The sequence below is a fragment of the Idiomarina baltica OS145 genome, from assembly GCF_000152885.1.
Classification (GTDB): domain Bacteria; phylum Pseudomonadota; class Gammaproteobacteria; order Enterobacterales; family Alteromonadaceae; genus Idiomarina; species Idiomarina baltica.
The window spans coordinates 56643-76530 of the sequence record NZ_CH672409.1 but is presented as its reverse complement, the minus strand read 5'-3'; the positions used below and the strand labels follow the sequence as shown (position 1 = coordinate 76530).

General features: G+C 49.9%; 17 protein-coding genes, 1 other RNA gene and 1 pseudogene. 18 read left to right on the top strand and 1 reads right to left on the bottom strand.

The window, feature by feature from the left end; genetic code table 11:
* Nucleotides 1–26 precede the first annotated feature (26 nt).
* The 18 genes and pseudogenes from rsmI (at nt 27) to lpxC (ending at nt 19331) form a co-directional block, all read left to right on the top strand.
* On the top strand, nt 27–902 hold the full coding sequence (gene rsmI, locus OS145_RS11890) for a 16S rRNA (cytidine(1402)-2'-O)-methyltransferase (protein ID WP_006956782.1): 876 nt from the start codon (nt 27–29) through the stop codon (nt 900–902).
* Nucleotides 903–947: 45 nt separating this feature from the next.
* Nucleotides 948–1303: RNase P RNA component class A (gene rnpB / locus OS145_RS13065), an RNA gene on the top strand.
* Nucleotides 1304–1562: 259 nt separating this feature from the next.
* Nucleotides 1563–2021, top strand: a complete 459-nt coding sequence (mraZ, locus tag OS145_RS11885; protein ID WP_006956779.1) for a division/cell wall cluster transcriptional repressor MraZ — start codon at nt 1563–1565, stop codon at nt 2019–2021.
* Nucleotides 2021–2968: a 16S rRNA (cytosine(1402)-N(4))-methyltransferase RsmH gene (gene rsmH, locus OS145_RS11880; protein ID WP_006956778.1), complete on the top strand. Its 948-nt coding sequence runs from the start codon at nt 2021–2023 to the stop codon at nt 2966–2968. Before mraZ ends, rsmH begins: the two co-directional genes overlap by 1 nt.
* Nucleotides 2961–3278 (top strand): cell division protein FtsL, encoded by a 318-nt coding sequence (gene ftsL, locus OS145_RS11875; protein WP_006956777.1) that lies wholly within the window; start codon nt 2961–2963, stop codon nt 3276–3278. The genes rsmH and ftsL overlap by 8 nt, the downstream gene beginning before the upstream one ends.
* A complete protein-coding gene (locus OS145_RS11870) occupies nt 3269–5035 on the top strand; it encodes a peptidoglycan glycosyltransferase FtsI (protein WP_006956776.1) in 1767 nt (588 codons plus the stop codon). The genes ftsL and OS145_RS11870 overlap by 10 nt, the downstream gene beginning before the upstream one ends.
* Nucleotides 5022–6479 (top strand): UDP-N-acetylmuramoyl-L-alanyl-D-glutamate--2,6-diaminopimelate ligase, encoded by a 1458-nt coding sequence (murE, locus tag OS145_RS11865; RefSeq protein ID WP_006956775.1) that lies wholly within the window; start codon nt 5022–5024, stop codon nt 6477–6479. Before OS145_RS11870 ends, murE begins: the two co-directional genes overlap by 14 nt.
* Nucleotides 6472–7884 (top strand): UDP-N-acetylmuramoyl-tripeptide--D-alanyl-D-alanine ligase, encoded by a 1413-nt coding sequence (locus tag OS145_RS11860; RefSeq protein ID WP_006956774.1) that lies wholly within the window; start codon nt 6472–6474, stop codon nt 7882–7884. The genes murE and OS145_RS11860 overlap by 8 nt, the downstream gene beginning before the upstream one ends.
* Entirely contained in the window at nt 7878–8960 is a 1083-nt protein-coding gene (gene mraY / locus OS145_RS11855) for a phospho-N-acetylmuramoyl-pentapeptide-transferase (protein WP_006956773.1), read from the top strand. The genes OS145_RS11860 and mraY overlap by 7 nt, the downstream gene beginning before the upstream one ends.
* Before the next feature lie 10 nt (nt 8961–8970).
* Entirely contained in the window at nt 8971–10338 is a 1368-nt protein-coding gene (murD, locus tag OS145_RS11850) for a UDP-N-acetylmuramoyl-L-alanine--D-glutamate ligase (RefSeq protein ID WP_006956772.1), read from the top strand.
* Complete coding sequence (gene ftsW / locus OS145_RS11845) at nt 10322–11548, top strand: putative lipid II flippase FtsW (protein ID WP_006956771.1); 1227 nt, start codon at nt 10322–10324, stop codon at nt 11546–11548. Before murD ends, ftsW begins: the two co-directional genes overlap by 17 nt.
* Entirely contained in the window at nt 11545–12684 is a 1140-nt protein-coding gene (gene murG, locus OS145_RS11840) for an undecaprenyldiphospho-muramoylpentapeptide beta-N-acetylglucosaminyltransferase (protein WP_006956770.1), read from the top strand. The genes ftsW and murG overlap by 4 nt, the downstream gene beginning before the upstream one ends.
* Nucleotides 12681–14150 carry a UDP-N-acetylmuramate--L-alanine ligase gene (murC, locus tag OS145_RS11835; RefSeq protein WP_006956769.1) on the top strand — a complete coding sequence of 490 codons (1470 nt, stop codon included), beginning with the start codon at nt 12681–12683 and terminating at the stop codon, nt 14148–14150. Before murG ends, murC begins: the two co-directional genes overlap by 4 nt.
* Nucleotides 14147–15073 (top strand): D-alanine--D-alanine ligase, encoded by a 927-nt coding sequence (locus tag OS145_RS11830; RefSeq protein WP_006956768.1) that lies wholly within the window; start codon nt 14147–14149, stop codon nt 15071–15073. Before murC ends, OS145_RS11830 begins: the two co-directional genes overlap by 4 nt.
* Nucleotides 15074–15838, top strand: coding sequence for a cell division protein FtsQ/DivIB (locus OS145_RS11825; protein ID WP_006956767.1), 765 nt, complete (start codon nt 15074–15076; stop codon nt 15836–15838).
* A gap of 6 nt (nt 15839–15844) precedes the next feature.
* Nucleotides 15845–17077, top strand: coding sequence for a cell division protein FtsA (gene ftsA, locus OS145_RS11820; RefSeq protein ID WP_006956766.1), 1233 nt, complete (start codon nt 15845–15847; stop codon nt 17075–17077).
* Nucleotides 17078–17117: 40 nt separating this feature from the next.
* Nucleotides 17118–18314, top strand: a pseudogene (ftsZ, locus tag OS145_RS11815) (cell division protein FtsZ).
* A 102-nt stretch (nt 18315–18416) separates the two neighbouring features.
* Nucleotides 18417–19331 carry a UDP-3-O-acyl-N-acetylglucosamine deacetylase gene (gene lpxC / locus OS145_RS11810; protein WP_006956764.1) on the top strand — a complete coding sequence of 305 codons (915 nt, stop codon included), beginning with the start codon at nt 18417–18419 and terminating at the stop codon, nt 19329–19331.
* A 60-nt stretch (nt 19332–19391) separates the two neighbouring features.
* On the opposite strand, the gene OS145_RS11805 is transcribed toward lpxC, so the two are convergent.
* Nucleotides 19392–19850, bottom strand: a complete 459-nt coding sequence (locus tag OS145_RS11805) for a DciA family protein (RefSeq protein WP_006956763.1) — start codon at nt 19848–19850, stop codon at nt 19392–19394.
* Between the last annotated feature and the right edge of the window lie 38 nt (nt 19851–19888).

Here is a 19888-nt window from a genome sequence, read left to right as displayed (position 1 = left end):
TTGAATTACAACACAACGGAATCACCATGTCACAGCAACCAAGTGAAAAGTCATCGCAAAGCTTAGGAACGCTATATATTGTGCCAACCCCAATCGGTAACTTGGCAGATATGACCGAACGAGCGGTGACTATTTTACAGCAGGTTGACCTAATTGCTGCGGAAGACACACGCCATAGTAGACCTTTATTACAACAATACAATGTCAGTACGCAGGTGTTGTCAGTGCACGAACACAACGAGAGTAGTCGAGCGGGACAACTGATTGAAAGGCTGAAGCAAGGTTTAAATATTGCATTGATCAGTGACGCCGGCATGCCGCTCATCAGTGATCCCGGCTACCTGATTGTGCGCGAATGTCGCGCAGAACAGATACCCGTGGTTGCGTTACCAGGTGCCTGTGCGTTTGTAACAGCACTTGCCGGTTCTGGCCTCGCAACGGATAAGTTTATGTTCGAGGGCTTCCTGCCCGCCAAATCTGCGGCGCGTAAAAAGGCGTTTGCAAACCTAGCCGATCAGACCCGTTCTGTTGTGTTTTATGAAAGCCCGCACCGGATTGAATCATGCCTTGAAGATCTCGCGGAGATCTTGCCAACACGTGATGTGGTATTAGCCCGCGAATTATCAAAGCAATATGAAACCTATTTGAGCGGAACCGCGACTGAATTGCTTGCCCAAATGCATGAAGATAGCAACCAAAAGCGCGGTGAGATGGTGTTGATGATCGGTGGCGTCGAGAAGGAAGCCGTGCAGGAAGATCAACCCAGCGCTGAGCAGCAACGCGCGGTTACCTTATTAATGCAGCACCTGCCTCTGAAAAAAGCAGCCGCGGTAACAGCTGAACTTTATGGCGGCCGGAAAAATGCACTTTACCAATGGGCGATTGCTCAGTCAGACGACTAAAACATTTGTATAGCGTTGGCTAAATGCGTAGAATCGCCGCCTGAAGAAGCCTGCCAGACAATCGCTGCTTATCGTTTTCGGTAAGGGGAGGAAAGTCCGGGCTCCATAGGGCAGAGTGCCAGGTAACGCCTGGGCAGTGAAAGCTGACGACTAGTGCAACAGAGAGCAAACCGCCGATGGCCGCTTGCGGCTCAGGTAAGGGTGAAAGGGTGCGGTAAGAGCGCACCGCGCGTCTGGTAACAGCACGTGGCACGGTAAACTCCACTCGGAGCAAGGTCAAATAGGGGTTCGTTGGCGCGGCCCGCGTTGAACCCGGGTAGACTGCTTGAGAATACGGGCAACCGTATTACTAGATGAATGATTGTCCACGACAAAACCCGGCTTATCGGCGGGCTTCTTCACCTCCTTTCTTTATCGACCGTCCAGTTATAATGTCTAATTAATTTATAATTATCATTCAGTTAACTGATCCCGTTCTTATGCTTCTCAAGATAGCTGCATTTCCTACTAGCACTCAAGCGACCCTTCGATACTAGCAAAGCCTGTGTAAAAGCGTGTTTAGCCGCGTGATAAAACTTGACAGTGGGAATCTTATCTACCTAGACTGTAACATTGTGGGGATTTGTGGATAATTGTGGATCGCAACGATCAGGTGACATCATGTTTCGTGGTGCAACAACAATAAACTTGGACAGTAAAGGGCGCTTGGCTATACCCGCCAAGTATCGTCATGCGCTGTCGATCGACTGTGACGGTAAGATGGTCTGCACCATTGATATCAAACAGCCGTGCCTGTTGTTGTATCCATTACCAGAATGGCAGGTCATCGAGAAAAAATTGACACAGTTATCTAGCATGAACCCCACCGAGCGACGCTTGCAGCGCCTTTTACTGGGCCACGCTGATGATTGTGAGATGGATAAAAATGGTCGCTTGCTGATTTCCTCGCCGCTGCGTTTGCATGCAGGGTTAGAGAAAAAACTGATGCTAGTTGGGCAGCTGAATAAATTTGAAATTTGGTCAGAAGAGGCTTGGCAGCAACAGATTGCAGAGGATCTCAAGGTCGAGCAAGAAGGTGACTTTGAGTTAAATGAACGACTAGAAGATTTTTCACTTTAATGACTGAACAAAACGCACCGCATATTTCAGTTCTCCTCGAGGAGTCCATTCGCGCACTCGTGACGGACCCTGATGGGATCTACATAGACGCCACCTTCGGTCGTGGCGGTCACACGCGTGCGTTACTCAGCAAGTTATCCCCTAAAGGGCGTGTCATTGCCCTTGACCAAGACCCACAGGCAATAGCGTCAGCCCAGGCGCTGGCAGATGATGAGCGCTTCAGTATTATCCACACTCCCTTTAGCGATCTCGCGCACATCATTGAACAACAACAGCTTGCTCACCAAGTCACAGGTATTTTATTCGATCTTGGCGTCTCATCCCCACAACTTGATGATGCTGAGCGTGGCTTTAGTTTCATGCGCGACGGACCTTTGGATATGCGTATGGATAGCAGTCGTGGCGAAACCGCCGCAGACTGGCTTAGTTATGCCGAAGAAGATGATATTACCTATGTATTGAAAACCTACGGCGAAGAGCGTTTTGCGCGCAAAATTGCGCGGGCGATTGTTCATGATCGGGAGCAAAAGCCGTTTACTCGAACTCGCCAGTTGGCTGAGTTGATTGGCCGTTTAGTACCATCTAAGGAAAAGCATAAGCATCCCGCGACACGCAGCTTTCAAGCGATCCGTATACATGTGAACCGTGAGTTGGAGCAAATCGAGGACGCACTAGAAGCTTCTTTGACCGCGTTAAAAGAGGACGGTCGCTTGGTCGTCATCAGTTTTCATAGTCTGGAAGATCGCATCGTGAAGCGCTTCATGCGTACCCATAGCCAACCCAAACAAGTTCCGCCGGGACTACCGATTACTGAGGCTGAACTGAATAAAGATCGTCGTTTAGCACTGGAAAGTAAAGCGATTAAACCCAGTGCGGCAGAACTTGAATTGAATCCACGCGCACGTAGTTCGGTGTTACGTATCGCACGGAGGCTAGCACATGGTTAAGACACGCTATCCTTCGTTGCCTATTATGCTGCTGCAAGATTTAATGCGGTTTAAGTGGGTCATCTTATTAGCGATCGCTGTGATTGGCTCGGCACTCACAGTGATATATACCGCTCACCAGAACCGGCTGTTGACCAGTGAGCGGGATGAATTACTTTCGACGCAAGATAAAATTGATCGCGAGTGGCGTCATTTAGTGCTCGAACAAACAGCACTCACAGAACATAGCCGAGTTGAACGAATCGCCCAAGAGCAACTGGGTATGATTGACGTCGATGCGAAACATGAGGTGCTAGTGCCATGGCAATAAAGCGCGCACCCAAAAAGAACCAACGTAACGTTAAGAAGCAGAATCCGGCGGGTGCTCGCTGGCGCTTCATTACAGCGTTGAGCGTGCTATTTTTCGTATTCAGCATCTTGGTTGCGCGTGCCGCCTATATTCAGGTGATCAACCCAGAACAGTACTCATTACAAGGTGATCTGCGTAGTCTGCGTTCCGATAGCTTAGGCGTGCAACGCGGCATGATCGTTGACCGCAATGGCCGCGAGCTCGCGGTGAGTGTTCCGGTAGAAACGGTTTGGGCCGATCCGAAGCGTATTGCAGAAAGCGGCGCGCTTGCTGATCAGCGCCGTTGGCAAGCGCTTGCGGAAACGTTTCGGATGAATCGAGATGAACTCGTCGCAAAAGTTGATAATCCTGAGCGTCGCTTTGTCTATCTGCAAAGAAAGGTATCGCCGAGCGAGGCTGATTATGTTCGGCAGCTCAGTATTCCGGGCGTTTATTTAAAAACTGAGTCACGGCGTTACTATCCCACTGGCGAAATTAGTGCGCACTTGGTGGGCATTACTAATATCGATGGACAAGGCCAGGAAGGTCTTGAACTACTATACGACGATCACTTAACTGGTACGCCCGGTAAGCGAGTTTATCGCAAGGACGCGCAAGGGCGGGTTATTGAGGAAATTAGTCAAACAGATGCGCAGCCACCTAAACAATTAACACTTAGCATTGACCAGCGGATCCAAGCAACTGCCTATACCGAGCTGAAAAAAGCCGTGCGCTACAATCAGGCAACTTCGGGTTCTGCTGTGGTGGTCAATGTAAAAACAGGTGAACTGTTGGCAATGGTCAATAGCCCGTCCTACAACCCGAATAATCGTGCTGATTTGCAAAGCTTTAAAATGCGAAACCGTGCGATTACCGATGCCTATGAGCCTGGCTCGACAGTAAAGCCGCTCGTTGTCCTCAGTGCGCTGGAACATGGCACTCACAAAGTGGGTGATATTATCGATACAAACCCTGGTTGGCTGCGTATCGGCGGACGCCGTGTCAGCGATCATCGTAACTTGGGCAAAATTTCTTTAACAGAAGTGCTTGAACATTCTTCTAACGTAGGCGTGACAACAATGGCGCTGGAGTTAGGTGTCGATGAGTTATTAGAGACTTACTTTGGTGCGGGCTTTGGTTCTGATACGGGCGTTTCGCTATTAGGAGAAAGCTACGGTTTACTGACAACAAGACGTCGCTGGTCTGATTTTGAATTGGCGACGCTATCCTATGGTTATGGACTCTCAGTCACCACACTGCAGCTGGCAAAGGCTTACACGATGATTGCCAACGGCGGGCGAGATATGCCTCTTACGGTCTTTCGCCGTGAGTCTAAACCAGAATCAGAACAGGTCTTTAACCCCGATAACACGCGAGCAGTCATGCACATGATGGAACGTGTGGTATCTGACGGTACGGCGACTGCAGCGCAAGTCCCAGGGTATCGTATAGCGGGTAAAACCGGTACCAGCAGAAAAGCGCGCGCAACTGGCGGATACGGAGATGAGTACGTTGCGTTATTTGCGGGTATTGCGCCTGCATCCAATCCAGAAATTGTCGTCGTCGTAACGATCAACGAACCCGGTACTGACGATTACTACGGGGGCACCGCAGCTGCACCCGTGTTTTCCAGTATTGTCTCACAAACAATGCGTTTACTTAACGTGCCGCCCGACGATATGACAGTTCAACCAATGAAAGCAGCAGGCTTTATGGGAGGTGCTGATGCAACTCCGTGATTTGCTACCACCGTTGCCGATTACGTTTCCTAATGTAGCGGTCAGCGGTATAAAATTGGATAGCCGACAAGTCGCCAACGGCGACTTATTTGTCGCTGTACCGGGCTATGTGACCGATGGACGCGATTATATCAACACCGCTATCGCAGCGGGCGCTCGAGCGATTCTGGCGGAAGGCTCGAGCTTAAGATACGAAGAAAACGGCGGCGCTGTCTGTGTGTTTATGCCTGGCGTAAAGGAGCAGCTATCTGAAATCGCAGGGCGCTTTTTCAATCACCCATCGCGTCACGCGACTTTGATTGGTGTTACGGGGACCAATGGGAAAACCTCGGTGACTCACCTAGCTGCGCAGTTGGCAGAAAAGTTAGGTTATACCGCAGCCGTAATTGGAACGACGGGCAGTGGACTTATTGGTCAACTGTTGCCGGAAAAGCACACCACACCCGATGCTGTAACTGTGCAGCAACGCTTGTCGACCTTAGTCGCAGAGGGTGCTGACTTCATCGCCATGGAGGTATCATCTCATGCGCTGGTCCAACGTCGCGTTGAAGCATTGCGCTTTGATACGGCAGTCGCGACTAACATTAGCCGCGACCATCTCGATTATCACGGCAGTATGGCACATTATGTCGATGCTAAGCGGCGCCTATTTGAAGACTTTGAGCTCAATCACCGAGTGATAAATTTAGACGATCGGTATTTGAGAGATTGGCTCGAGGGTGCCTCCAATGGGCTGTCAATTTCATTACAAGGTCATTCTCGTGCGAATATTCAGGTGAGCGACCTTGCCTTTGCTGAGCACGGTACGACATTTACTTTGGCTTACGAGGGGCGCGAAGCACAATTCTCTACGCCGCTGCTAGGGCGGTTCAACGTATATAATGTTGTGAGCGCGGTGGCGATTATGCTGGCGCAGAAGCAATCGTTAACAGCCATCGCTCAACATTGTCGACACCTATCACCCGTGCCTGGCCGTATGGAAGCATTTCAGGCAGGCAGTTCAGCTTTGGTGGTCGTTGACTACGCTCACACTCCCGACGCCTTACAGCAAGTACTTCAAGCGCTACGATTGCACTGTAAAGGCAAGCTATGGTGCGTATTTGGTTGCGGCGGCGATCGCGATCGCGGTAAACGTCCGCAAATGGGGCAGGTTGCTGCAGAGTTTGCCGATCGTGTTGTGGTAACGGACGACAATCCACGCACCGAGGCACCACAACAAATTATTGCCGATATCATGGCCGGCATTGCCGACAAGCGCAAAGTGCATAGTATGGAAGGGCGTCGCCAAGCCGTACTGGATACCATTGAGCGAGCGGCCCCCGATGATGTCGTTTTGCTGGCAGGCAAAGGTCATGAAGACTATCAAGTGATTGGTCATGAGCGTATCGATTACAACGAACGGCAGATTGTTCAAGACTGGATAAGTGGGGTGAACGATGATTAGTGTGTCTTTGGCGTGGGTAGCGATGGCGGTCAATGGCCAGCTACGCGGTGCGAGTAACCCACAACAGGTTATCAATAAGGTCAGCACTGATACGCGCGACGCGCTCGATTCTGCACTCTTCATTGCGCTTAAAGGCGAGCAATTTGATGCGCATGACTTTATCTCGCAAGCGCTCGCGCAGGGAGCTATTGCCGTTATCACGCAACAGCCTCTTGATGAGCAGACGCCGCATATCCTCGTCGAAGATACTCGTTATGCGTTGGGTCTGCTTGGGGCTGCAGTAAAGGCTGAAGTCGCTCCTAAAACGATAGCTATCACCGGTAGTAACGGTAAAACTACAGTAAAAGAGATGCTCGCCGCTATCATTGGTCAGCAATATAACGTGCTGGCAACCGCGGGTAACTTTAATAACGATATTGGTGTACCGTTAACACTGTTACGTTTAGAAGCTCAGCATCAATATGCGGTGGTCGAGTTGGGTGCTAATCATGCCGGTGAAATCGCCTACACCACGTCATTAACCCGTCCCGACGTCGCTATTCTGAATAATGTCAGCGCGGCACATGTTGAGGGTTTCGGTTCGGTACATGGTGTTGCCAAAGCAAAAACTGAAATCTTTCAAGGCTTGCCAGAGGATGGACTCGCTATAACTCCATACGAAAGTGAGTACTTACCATGCTGGCGAAACGTCCGTGCTGGTAAGCGGTTGCAAACCTTTGGTTTAAGTGAACAGGCCGATGTAAGAGCGAGTCAGATCGAACTGAATAGTTTGGGACAGCCCACATTTAAGTTGAGCATTAACGATCAGCATTGGACGGTTTCATTACAACTGAGCGGTTTACATAACGTCAAAAACGCACTGGCTGCCAGTGCGGCAGCATTGGAAGTGGGCATGTCTGCCGAGGAAATCGCTACCGGGCTTGCCAATGTAGCACCTGTCAAAGGTCGGTTGACCCCAATGCAACTCACCGAAAATGTGACTGTTATCGACGACACGTACAATGCCAGCGTTGCCTCAACAAAGGCAGCGCTCGATCTCCTGGGTAGTTATCAAGGCACCACTATCATGGTACTCGGTGATATGGCGGAGCTAGGGGCAGAAGCACGCGCTTATCACGAAGATGTAGGCGACCACGCGATACAAGCAGGCATCAGCAAATTCTTTACGCTTGGTGTGTTGAGTCAAAGTGCTAGCGAGGTCTTCAATGGTCGTGGGGGCAAACATTTTTCATCGTTCGCGACACTTGTGGATGAAATTTTACAAACTATTACGCAACGATCCGTGAGTGAACACGTCACAGTGTTGGTCAAAGGCTCACGCTCTTCACATATGGAGCGTGTTGTTAACGCGTTACAAGAACACTATAAAAGCGCTAGTTTACAAGGAGATCAGCACGCATGCTAGTTTGGTTGGCTGAGTATCTTACTCAGTTCGAAAGTGGGTTTAATGTTTTTTCTTATCTCACACTTAGAGCGATTCTAAGTGTGTTGAGTGCGCTTATGTTGTCGGTCTGGTTGGGACCTTGGTTGATTCGTAGGCTCCAGCGACTGCAAATTGGTCAAACAGTGCGCGATGATGGACCTGAGAGTCATCTCAGTAAATCCGGTACGCCTACGATGGGTGGGGTACTCATTCTAGCGGCGATCGTGGCATCGTCATTGTTATGGGCCAATCTCGAAAACAAATACGTGATTGTCACACTCTTTGTCGTGGTTGGCTTTGGTATCATTGGTTTTGTTGATGATTACCGTAAGGTCGTTCGAAAGGATCCGAAAGGTCTGATTGCCAAGTGGAAATACTTTTGGCAGTCCATTATCGCCAGTTGCGCAATCGGATTTCTTTATTGGAGTAGCCAGATTCCTGCGGAAACGGCTTTACTCGTGCCGTTTTTTAAAGAAGTGATGCCGCAACTCGGTCTGTTGTACTTATTTTTAGGGTATTTTGTCATCGTCGGCACCAGCAACGCCGTCAACCTCACCGATGGTTTGGACGGGTTAGCGATTATGCCAACCGTGATGGTAGCCGGCGCGCTAGGCATTTTTGCTTACGTGTCGGGTAACGTCAATTTCGCGGAGTATCTGCAGATCCCTTATCTGCCTTTATCCGGTGAATTGTTAGTCGTATGTGCAGCTATCGTCGGTGCCGGACTCGGTTTCCTATGGTTTAACACCTACCCAGCGATGGTGTTCATGGGTGACGTGGGATCATTAGCACTCGGCGCAACGCTGGGTGTGATTGCTATTTTAGTCAGACAAGAACTCGTGCTTTTTATCATGGGTGGCGTATTCGTCATGGAAACGCTGTCGGTGATGCTACAAGTCGGTTCTTACAAGTTACGCGGAAAACGCGTATTTCGTATGGCTCCTATTCACCACCACTACGAATTAAAAGGCTGGCCAGAACCACGCGTAATCGTACGTTTCTGGATCTTGTCATTGATGTTTGTACTTATTGGTCTCGCAACCTTGAAGCTGAGGTAACTCAAGAGTTATGGAAAAACGTATTCATTGGCAGCAAATAGGCAGTGTCGTTGTACTGGGGTTAGGTCAGTCCGGTAGCTCCGTCGTGCGCTTCTTTGCCGGTGAAAACAGTCCCCTAAATGCAGAGTGCGATATTCGCATCTTTGATAGTCGTGAACACCCACCCGGGCTGGATGACATTGTAGACCTTGTTGGCACAGAGTATGTAACAACGGGCGGCTGGCGACTTGAAGATCTACTAGCCGCGGACCTAATTGTGGTAAGCCCTGGGCTAGACGCGCGTGATGCTGATATCCAGATGGCGCGGGATGCGGGTGTTCCTATCGTAGGCGACGTAGAGATTTTTGCGCAACTGAATCAACGTCCGGTCGTTGCAGTCACAGGTTCGAATGGTAAGTCAACGGTGACAACACTGGTAGAGCAAATGGGTCAATATCACGGCTACCGATGGGTCGCCGCTGGTAATATTGGCGTGCCGGTGCTAGACGCGTTGCAGCAAGACGCAGATGCTTACGTGTTAGAGTTGTCCAGTTTTCAACTGGAGACCACACGGAGTTTGAAATTGAACGCGGCAGCACTGCTTAATGTCAGTGCTGATCATCTTGATAGATATGACTCTGAGCAGTCTTATTTCGAAGCAAAACTGAATATTTTTAACCATGCATCGGTGAGCGTGCTTAATCGACAAGACCAACAACACTGGCCGAAGATTGTGCCAGATTCAGTTGTGACAGTGGGTGTCGATGAGAGCGTCAGTGACTATGGGCTCGTAAAAGACGACGCGGGCATCGCGATGACTCGTAACGGGAGCATTTTGGCACGAGCTGATAGATTTGCTCTAGCGGGTACGCACAATTTAGTGAACATTCAAGCGGCACTCGCACTTGCAGAAACGCTTGGTCTCAGTCCAGATAAAGGCATTGCCGCTATTGCAGACTTCACCGGCTTACCGCATCGTTGCCAAGTCGTTTACGAGGCTCAGGGTGTGCGCTGGGTAGATGACTCGAAAGCGACCAATATCGGTGCTACCGAGGCGGCGATCAATGGCCTGCGCCCGATGATTAATGGGCGGCTCATTCTTATCGCTGGCGGTGATGGTAAAGGAGCGCAGTTTACGCAACTCCTACCGGTATTGAGTCAGGTGGATGTCTTACTGACGATCGGTCGCGACGGTAAAAAAATTGCTGAATTAAGAAAAGGAGCGCGTTACTGCGAGCACTTGTCGGACGCGGTAAAAACGGCGCAGCAAATCGCTGAAGCAGAAGACTGGGTTGTTCTATCTCCAGCCTGCGCTAGTCTCGATCAGTTTAAAAATTTTGTCGAACGCGGCAAGGTTTTTCAAGAGCATATAGTGAGGTTATATGAGCGCAGCGCGTGAACAGCAGTTGCAACTCAATATAACCGAGCGCAGCAAGCACTTGGGCGTTGCTGCATGGGCTTGGTTGCGCCCTAATGCATCGCAATGCTTATATGATCGTACATTGTTCACGTTGGCAATCACGCTGTTGGTCTTTGGCTTTGTTATGGTTACCTCAGCTTCTTTGCCGACTGCCGATAAGTTAACTGGACAGCCGTTTTATTTTGCGATTCGCCATACCATTTATGTCACTGCAGGTCTGGTTGTGCTATTTGCAACGCTCGCCGTACCAACACAGTTGTGGCAAAAACACAGCGGGAAGTTGCTACTGATAGGGTTAGCATTGTTGCTGGCTGTTCTCGCGGTAGGGCACTCGGTAAATGGGGCACAGCGTTGGATAAAAATTGGACCCATTACCATTCAGGTCGCTGAGCTGGCTAAATTATTCTTTTATATTTATATGGCGAGTTATCTCGATCGTCGAGAGGTCGAGTTACGTGAGGCGACAAAAGGCTTTATAAAGCCCATGGCGCTGTTGTTTTTAGCTGCAGTGTTGTTGCTCATGCAACCGGATTTCGGCACCGTTGCGGTGTTATCAGCAACCACTATTGCAATGCTGTTTTTAGCAGGGGCTAAACTGTGGCAGTTCTTCAGTGTCTTTATCACCTGTGTGCTGGCGCTTATATTGCTGATTGTCATCGAGCCTTATCGCATGCAGCGCTTACTGACCTTTCTAGAGCCCGAAAAGGATCCGTTCGGAGCTGGTTATCAGCTTATGCAGTCTCTGATTGCATTCGGGCAGGGGCATCTATCAGGAGTGGGACTGGGAAACAGTATCCAGAAATTACAATACCTGCCAGAGGCGCACACTGACTTTATTATGTCCGTCGTAGCTGAAGAACTAGGGTTCCTGGGCGTGATGGCGGTTATCACGCTCGTGTTGATGGTTGTGGTTCGTGCACTAATTATTGGCCGTCGTTGTCTAATGGTACAAAAGCGCTACGGCGGGTATCTTGCTTATGGTATTGGTGTCTGGTTCAGCATCCAAGCTTTCGTTAATATCGGCGTGGCATCCGGTGCTTTGCCAACCAAAGGGCTGACGCTCCCATTAGTCAGTTACGGTGGTACCAGCCTCTTAGTATCCTGTATGGCTGTCGGACTGCTACTTCGAATTGATCATGAACGCCGCATGACCGGACGCAAAGTGACCCCACGCGGAGGTGCCGAATGAGTCGTATTTTAATCGCGGCAGCGGGCACCGGTGGCCACGTTTTTCCTGCGCTTGCCGTTGCTGAGCAGTTGCGTAGTGAGGGTCACCAGGTCGAGTGGGTAGGTACGGAAGAACAGCGTATCGAAGCAAAAGTTGTGCCCCAACACGGTTTTACATTGCATCGCATTTCGATGACAGGACTTCGCGGTCACGGCGTTAAGAGGCTCATTAGCATGCCGAAGACACTGTTTTCGGCTTGGCGCCAGACGCGTAAATTGTTTCGTCAGCTTCAACCCGACTTAGTGCTTACATTTGGCGGTTACGTATGTGCCCCTGTCGGTTGGGTGGCGCATGGTCTTGGTGTGCCACTGATAACCCATGAGCAAAACTCAGTTCCGGGCATGACGACACTGTTACTTGCTCGATGGGCGAATACGGTATTACTGGGATTGCCATTGGATAAGTCACGCTCGAAGAGTTTGCAGTTATTAAAGCGCGATCATGTGTATCGAGTGGGTAATCCGTTGCGACAAGATATTATTAAAGCGGCGCATCAAGCAGATCGTGAACAAGCAACGGCGTCAACGAATATATTGATCGTCGGCGGCAGCTTGGGTGCGCGTGTCTTTAATCAAACGTTGCCCGAGGCACTCTTGCAAGTTGACGCGTCCTTAAATGTGACACACCAGGTAGGGGCTGGAAATGCTGCTTCGGTTGAGGCGCATTATGGTGCAGTCAATAATGAACACCATACGGTTGAGGTTGTCGAGTTTATTGATGATATGGCGAGTGCTTATGCGGCTGCCGATATCATTATTAGTCGCGCTGGTGCGCTTTCGGTATCTGAGATCTGTGGCATTGGTAGAGCCGCTATTTTTGTGCCGCTTCCACATGCCGTTGATGATCACCAGACCGCTAACGCCAAGGCGGTGACTGATGCGGGTGGAGCGCTTCTCATCGCGCAGGATGAGTTCACCGCTGAAAACCTTGCAAAGTCCTTGCAAAGTCTATTGCAAGCACCTTCGCAACTATGGAAAATGGCGAGCTTTTCCCGCTCGGTCGGTGAGTTGCAAGCAACAGACCATATTGTCGACCTGTGCCTTCAGGTTTTGGCGGGCGAGACCCACCCTCAACCAGCAGTAGAGAGAGCGTTATGAGCCAAACGTCACAACAGCCTTTTACCATTGTTAACGTGCCTGAGATGCGTCGCGTCAAGCGTATCCACTTTATCGGTATTGGTGGCGCTGGTATGGCAGGTATCGCCGAAGTATTGCTGAATCAGGGTTATTGCGTTGTTGGCTCCGATGTTGCCGAAAATGCGAATACACAGCGCTTGGCTGCTATCGGTGCAGAGCTTTTTATCGGACACCGGGCCGTCAATGTTGAAGGCGCCGATGTCGTAGTTGTGAGTAGTGCGATTAAACCGGACAATGTTGAGCTTGATGCTGCGCAACAGCAGCGTATCCCGATTGTACGCCGTGCTGAAATGCTGGCTGAATTGATGCGCTTTAGACATGGCATCGCCGTCGCAGGAACGCACGGTAAAACGACAACCACTTCGTTAGTTGCCAGTGTATTCGCGCAAGCCGAGCGTGATCCGACCTTCGTCATTGGTGGCTTACTTAACTCGGCGGGAAGTAATGCTCGCTTGGGTTCGAGCAAATACCTGATTGCCGAAGCAGATGAAAGTGACGCCTCGTTTTTGCACCTGCAACCGATGGTGGCGGTGGTCACCAATATCGAAGCTGATCACATGGATACATACGGTGGGGACTTTAGCCGTTTACTCGATACTTATGTCGATTTTCTGCACAATTTGCCGTTTTATGGCTTAGCAGTCATGTGTATCGATGACCCTGCGGTACGTGAGTTGATTCCCCGCGTCGGTCGCCAAGCGATCACCTATGGTTTTAGCGAGGACGCTGATGTGCGAGCAGTGGACTACCATCAGCATCAAGGACAAAGTCATTTTAAAGTACTACGCGATGGACATGCGCCATTAAATGTCTCACTGAATCTGCCTGGACGCCACAATGTTCTCAATGCATTAGCGGCTGTTGCGGTCGCTTCGGATGAGGGGATTGAAGATGATGCCATCCAGCGCGCATTAAATAAATTTGAGGGAATCGGACGAAGGTTCGAATACCATGGTGAGTGTCGAGTTTCCGGTTGGTCAACCGAGACACCGGATGGTGTGATGGTGGTCGATGATTATGGTCACCACCCGTCCGAGGTTGATGCGACTATTAAAGCGGCGCGTCAAGGCTGGCCTGATAAACGTCTGGTCATGGCTTTTCAGCCACATCGATATTCGCGTACGCGAGACCTGTATGAAGATTTTGTCAACGTACTATCGCAGGTTGATACGTTATTACTACTTGAAGTTTATGGCGCCGGAGAAACTCCTATTTCAGGTGCTGACAGCCGTTCGCTCTGTCGCTCGATTCGTCAGCGCGGTCAGCTCGATCCAATCTATGTTTCTGACACGGATGCATTGCTGGAAATTATTGGCGATGTTTTACAACCGGGAGACCTTCTCCTGACTCAAGGCGCAGGTAACGTTGGGCAGTTAGCTAAACGACTGGCAAGCGAAGTATTTGATTGTCGAAAGGAGGCTCTATGAAGTCTTCCGACTTTGGTAAGGTAGCTGTGCTGATGGGCGGAAACTCTGCGGAACGAGAAGTTTCGTTGAAATCGGGTCATGCGGTACTGAATGCGTTAATTGCCCAGCAAATTGATGCGTTCGCCTTCGATCCGGCGGAGCGTCCAATTACTGATTTATTGAGTCTTGGTGTCGACCGTGCATTTATCGTTTTACACGGTCGTGGAGGCGAGGATGGCGCAATGCAAGGCGCGCTGCAATCGTTAAACGTACCTTATACCGGTAGCGCCGTTTTAGGTTGCGCATTGGCGATGGATAAAGTGCGTACAAAGCAAATCTGGCAGAGTCTGCACTTGCCTGTTGCTCCGTCAATCGTCATTCGCGTCGGCAGTGCCCAGTGGGATGCAGCACAAATATTGAAACAGCTGGGTGATAAGGTCATCGTCAAGCCTGCCTTAGAAGGCTCATCAATTGGTATGAGCGTTGCGTCCGAAGCCGGCGAGTTAGATGCGGCGATAAGAGAAGCATTGCGCTACCAGAGCGACGTACTGGTCGAACGTTGGATCAACGGGAAAGAATACACCGTAGCACTGTTAAATGATGAGGCATTGCCCGTCATACGGTTACAAACGCCGCATCAGTTTTATGATTTTTCTGCCAAATATCAGGCAAACGATACCCAGTATCACTGCCCGGCCGGATTATCTGACGAAGATGAGGAGTATCTGCGTCACTTAGCTGTGTTGGCATTTTCAGCCATCGATGGTCGCGGTTGGGGACGCATTGATGCCATGCGTGATGACGAAGGTCAGTGGTTTTTACTAGAAGCCAATGCAGTTCCAGGAATGACCGAGAAAAGTTTAGTACCTATGGCTGCAAAACAATATGGTCTGTCATTTGAACAGTTAGTCTGGAATATTTTGGCACAGACACTGGAGCAGTAAATGAGCCAACATGCCAAGCTACCCCCGCTAACACAGTGGAACTTTTGGCTCGGGGTGGTGATTTGTGTGGTGACCATAGGGGGCTTTGTATTTGGCACCTGGTATTTGATGGATGTGCTAGAAGATGAGCAACAAGTACCGTTAGCGCGATTCAACGTACAAGGTCAATTGCAGCAAACGGACGTGGCGGCCATTAGAGAAGCTATATTAGCGCAGCCGCTAGGCAGTTTTTTTACGGCCGATGTGGACCAAATTAGAGCGCGCATTGAGGCGTTACCGTGGGTTAAGCAAGCCTCACTGCGCAAAGTGTGGCCCGATCGATTATCGGTCCATGTGACGGAGCAGACGCCGATCGCTCATTGGAATGGCGACCGGTTATTGAATGCAGAAGGGGATGTATTTAGTGCTGAGCTCGATACCCGCAAGCTACCACAAGCGCTGCCTCAATTGTTTGGGCCAGAGCGCGAGGTAGAGCAAACGCTTACGGCGTATCGTGATTTACAAGGGCTACTGTCGTTAAATGGTCTAAGCATCTCAGCATTACGACTAACGGATAGATTTTCTGTCAATGTCGTATTGACGTCGGGTATCGAGTTAAAACTAGGACGCGAAGCGACGGCAGAACGGATAAAGCGCTTTATTGATTTATTACCGAAGATTAAGTCGCATCCGAACAATGAAAAGCAACGCATAGAAGCCGTTGATTTACGGTATGATACAGGGGTTGCCGTGAGTTGGCAGCCAAAGGAAGCAGAAGAGAGTTAAACAACTATGTCGAAGACCACTGAACGACAAATGGTCGTTGGATTAGATATCGGAACTAGCAAGGTCACTGCCTTGGTAGGAGAGTTGTTGCCTGATGATGATATCAGTGTCATTGGCGTAGGCGTAACAACAGCGCGCGGTATGGATAAGGGTGGCGTTAACGATCTTAATTTGGTTGTGCAGTCGATTCAGCGTGCAGTGGATGAAGCTGAGTTGATGGCTGACTGTCGAATTGCTTCGGTATACCTTAATATTTCGGGTCGTCATATTTCATGCCAGAACGAAAGCGGTATGGTGCCGGTTAATGAGGCAGAAGTAACACAAGATGATGTGGACAATGTTATTCACGCGGCACAATCCGTACCGATTGCGAAAGAACGTCGAATACTACACGTGCTACCACAGGAGTACGTGATCGATTCGCAAGAGAGTATTCGTAGCCCCATCGGCATGTCGGGCGTTCGCATGGAATCAAAGGTTCATATCATCACCTGTGCCAATGATATGGCAAAGAATATCACTAAAGCGGTTGAACGCTGTGGCTTGCAGGTTGATAAGCTGATTTTTTCAGCGTTAGCGTCCAGCATTTCCGTGCTGACCGATGACGAAAAGGATCTGGGTGTCGCCTTAGTTGATATGGGCGGTGGTACCATTGACATTTGTATTTATGCTGGCGGTGTACTGCGTCATACCGCAGTTATTCCGGCGGCGGGCAACCAAGTAACGAGTGATATCGCGAAGATATTCCGTACGCCGACTAATCATGCCGAGCAAATAAAAACCGAGCACGCCTGTGCATTGCGCGGGTTGGTCAGTATGGAAGATACCATCGAAGTCCCCTCTGTCGGTGGGCGACCCGCTCGGATGATGTCTCGTCACACGTTGGCAGAGGTGGTCGAGCCGCGTTACCAAGAGTTGTTCGAGTTAGTTCGCGAAGAGATAGTGCAGAGTGGCCTTGATGAGCAAGTGGCTGCCGGCGTTGTGCTAACGGGCGGCAGTGCAAAAATGCAGGGTTGTATTGAGTTCGCAGAAGAGATTTTTCAGATGCCAGTGCGCATAGGTAAACCGCTCCATATAAAAGGTTTAAAAGATTACGTAGAGGATCCGGTTTATGCGACCGCTGTTGGACTGTTAAAGTACGGTCAAGAAGACGCGACGGCATCGCAACAAGAAAGCAGTAAAACTGACGTGATCGGTATGTGGCAAAAGCTGCAAAACTGGTTTAAAGGTGAGTTTTAATCGCTGGGGTAGCAAGTAAAAGCAGGTAGGGAGAAGAAAAATGTTTGAACTGATGGATAATTACGAAAGTGAAGCCGTCATCAAGGTTATTGGTGTCGGCGGTGGTGGCGGTAACGCCGTCCAGCATATGGTTAAAGAGTCAATCGAAGGTGTACAGTTCATCGCTGCAAACACCGATGCGCAAGCACTCCGAAACCATAGTGCCGATGTTACTATTCAGCTCGGCTCTGATATTACTAAGGGCTTGGGTGCAGGCGCGAATCCAGAAGTCGGGCGCCAGTCGGCGGAAGAAGACCGCGATAACATTCGTGCGCAACTTGAAGGCGCCGACATGGTCTTTATCGCTGCGGGCATGGGCGGCGGCACCGGTACGGGTGCGGCACCGGTGGTCGCTGAAGTAGCAAAAGAGCTCGGTATCTTAACCGTTGCTGTCGTCACCAAGCCGTTCCCGTTCGAGGGTAAAAAACGCATGGCGGTAGCTGAAGAAGGTATCAACGCCTTGGCACAGAGTGTCGACTCACTGATTACCATTCCTAACGAAAAGCTATTAAAAGTGATGGGGCGTGGTACCACCTTACTCGATGCGTTTAGCGCGGCTAACAATGTACTGCTAGGTGCCGTACAAGGTATTGCCGAACTCATTACTCGTCCGGGTCTGATTAACGTCGACTTTGCCGATGTGCGTGCGGTCATGAAAGAAATGGGTACGGCTATGATGGGCACCGGCGTAGCCAGTGGCGAAGACCGAGCGCAAGAAGCCGCTGAAATGGCTATCAATAGTCCATTGCTAGAAGATATCGACCTTTCCGGTGCGCGTGGCGTTCTCGTCAACGTGACTGCGGGCATGGATATGAGTATCGATGAGTTTGAAACGGTTGGTAATACCGTCAAGGCGTTTGCTTCTGATAATGCAACCGTCATTGTGGGAACCGTTATCGATACTGAGATGTCTGATGAAATTACGTGTCACTGTTGTTGCGACCGGTATTGTTGCAGAGCGCAAGCCCAGATATCTCCTTGGTCAATAACGCAGCACAAGCACCTAAGCGCGAACCGGGCAGCAACTTATCGTCGGGATTTAGATTGTAGCTCGACAGCACCGCACTACGACGAGGAGCAAGAGCCTGCAGCTGAACACAAAGCAGAGCCAGCGCGCAAGCCAGCACCTAAGCAAAACGCAGAAAAAGAGCTCGACTATTTGGATATCCCAGCGTTTTTGCGTAAGCAAGTGGATTAATGCGTAAAAATTAAGCAAAATTTGCGTCATACATGACATTTATCGTATAATGTCAGACCGCGTTTCGCGCAGCAGATTTGATTGGATAGGTGAATTCGATTAATGATTACACAACGTACACTTAAAAAAGCGATTTCAACCACAGGTGTGGGTCTACACCGCGGCAACAAAGTGAACTTAACTTTGCGCCCCGCGCCGGCCAACACAGGGTTGATATTCCGCCGTGTCGATTTAGACCCGGTGGTGGACATCCCAGCTCGCGCTGATTGGGTACGAGATACCCAGTTGTGTACGTGTTTAATCAACGAAGACAACGTTCGAGTGTCGACGGTTGAGCACTTGCTCGCCGCATTAGCGGGCGTTGGCATCGACAACTTGATTATCGAAGTTGATTCGCACGAGATCCCGATTATGGACGGAAGCTCTCACCCCTTTGTGTACCTGCTACAAAGCGCGGGCATTGAAGAGCAAGCGAGTGCGAAGAAATTTATTCGAATCAAACAGCCTATTCGTGTCGAAGACGATGGAAAGTGGGCGGAACTGCTACCCCATGATGGTTTCCGCATCGACTTTGCTATCGATTTCGACCACCCTGCGATCTCTGAAACCGGTCAGACGGTCTCGATGGATTTCAGTAGTTCGGCGTTTATCAAGGAAATAAGTCGTGCGCGTACGTTCGGCTTTATGAAAGACATCGAATACTTGCGTGCAAACAACCTGGCTTTAGGTGGAAGTTTTGATAACGCAGTGGTGTTAGACGAGTTTAGAGTCCTGAATACAGATGGTCTGCGTTACGACGATGAGTTCGTTAAACATAAAATGTTAGACGCGATTGGTGATTTGTACATGGGTGGGCATAGTATTTTAGGTCACTTGAGAGCGTATAAATCAGGCCATGCGTTAAATAATCAGTTACTACAAGCGTTGCTAGCACAGCAGTCAGCTTGGGAGTTCGTGACATTTGAAGATAAAGCGTCTGAAGCACCCATTAAATATTGGTCACCTTCACTCGCTTGATGTCGAGACATAGCCTGTGCGTATTTGAAAAGGTGCTTAGTGAAAACTATGCACCTTTTTTTATTCGTCAGGCGTTAATTTAGTGCTGTTAGCAATTTGTTCTGCGAGCTTAAGCAGCTGAGTCTTAAGGGGTTCACTGCTTTGCTCAGCGAGCCTTAACAACCGTTGCTGGCGGCTCATTTCGGGCGAGGTTGGGTCACGCCGCTGAGAGCGGTTGGAAGGATCAATATCGACGCTAAGTGAGTGAACGCTGGTGCCCGTCTCGCAAAAAGTCTTGATTAACCGGGGCGCTAATGCTCGCAACTGAGTCCCTGCTGATGCCGAGCGCGTGCGTACGATAATCTTGCCGTCGCGAATATTAAGCAAATCGCATTCAGCGGCAAGGTTTGCGGGCAGGCTACGTGCAAAGAGTAGTTGCCAATCACGGAGTTGAACGGCAAACTGTGCGTATTGGCTCAACGTGTTATGATCGCGTTGATTATCTAGCCACTGTTTGGTGGTCTTAGGTTTAGAGTTCATGTGCGCTTAGTCGTTGCTGTAAACCCATAATAAGAGAG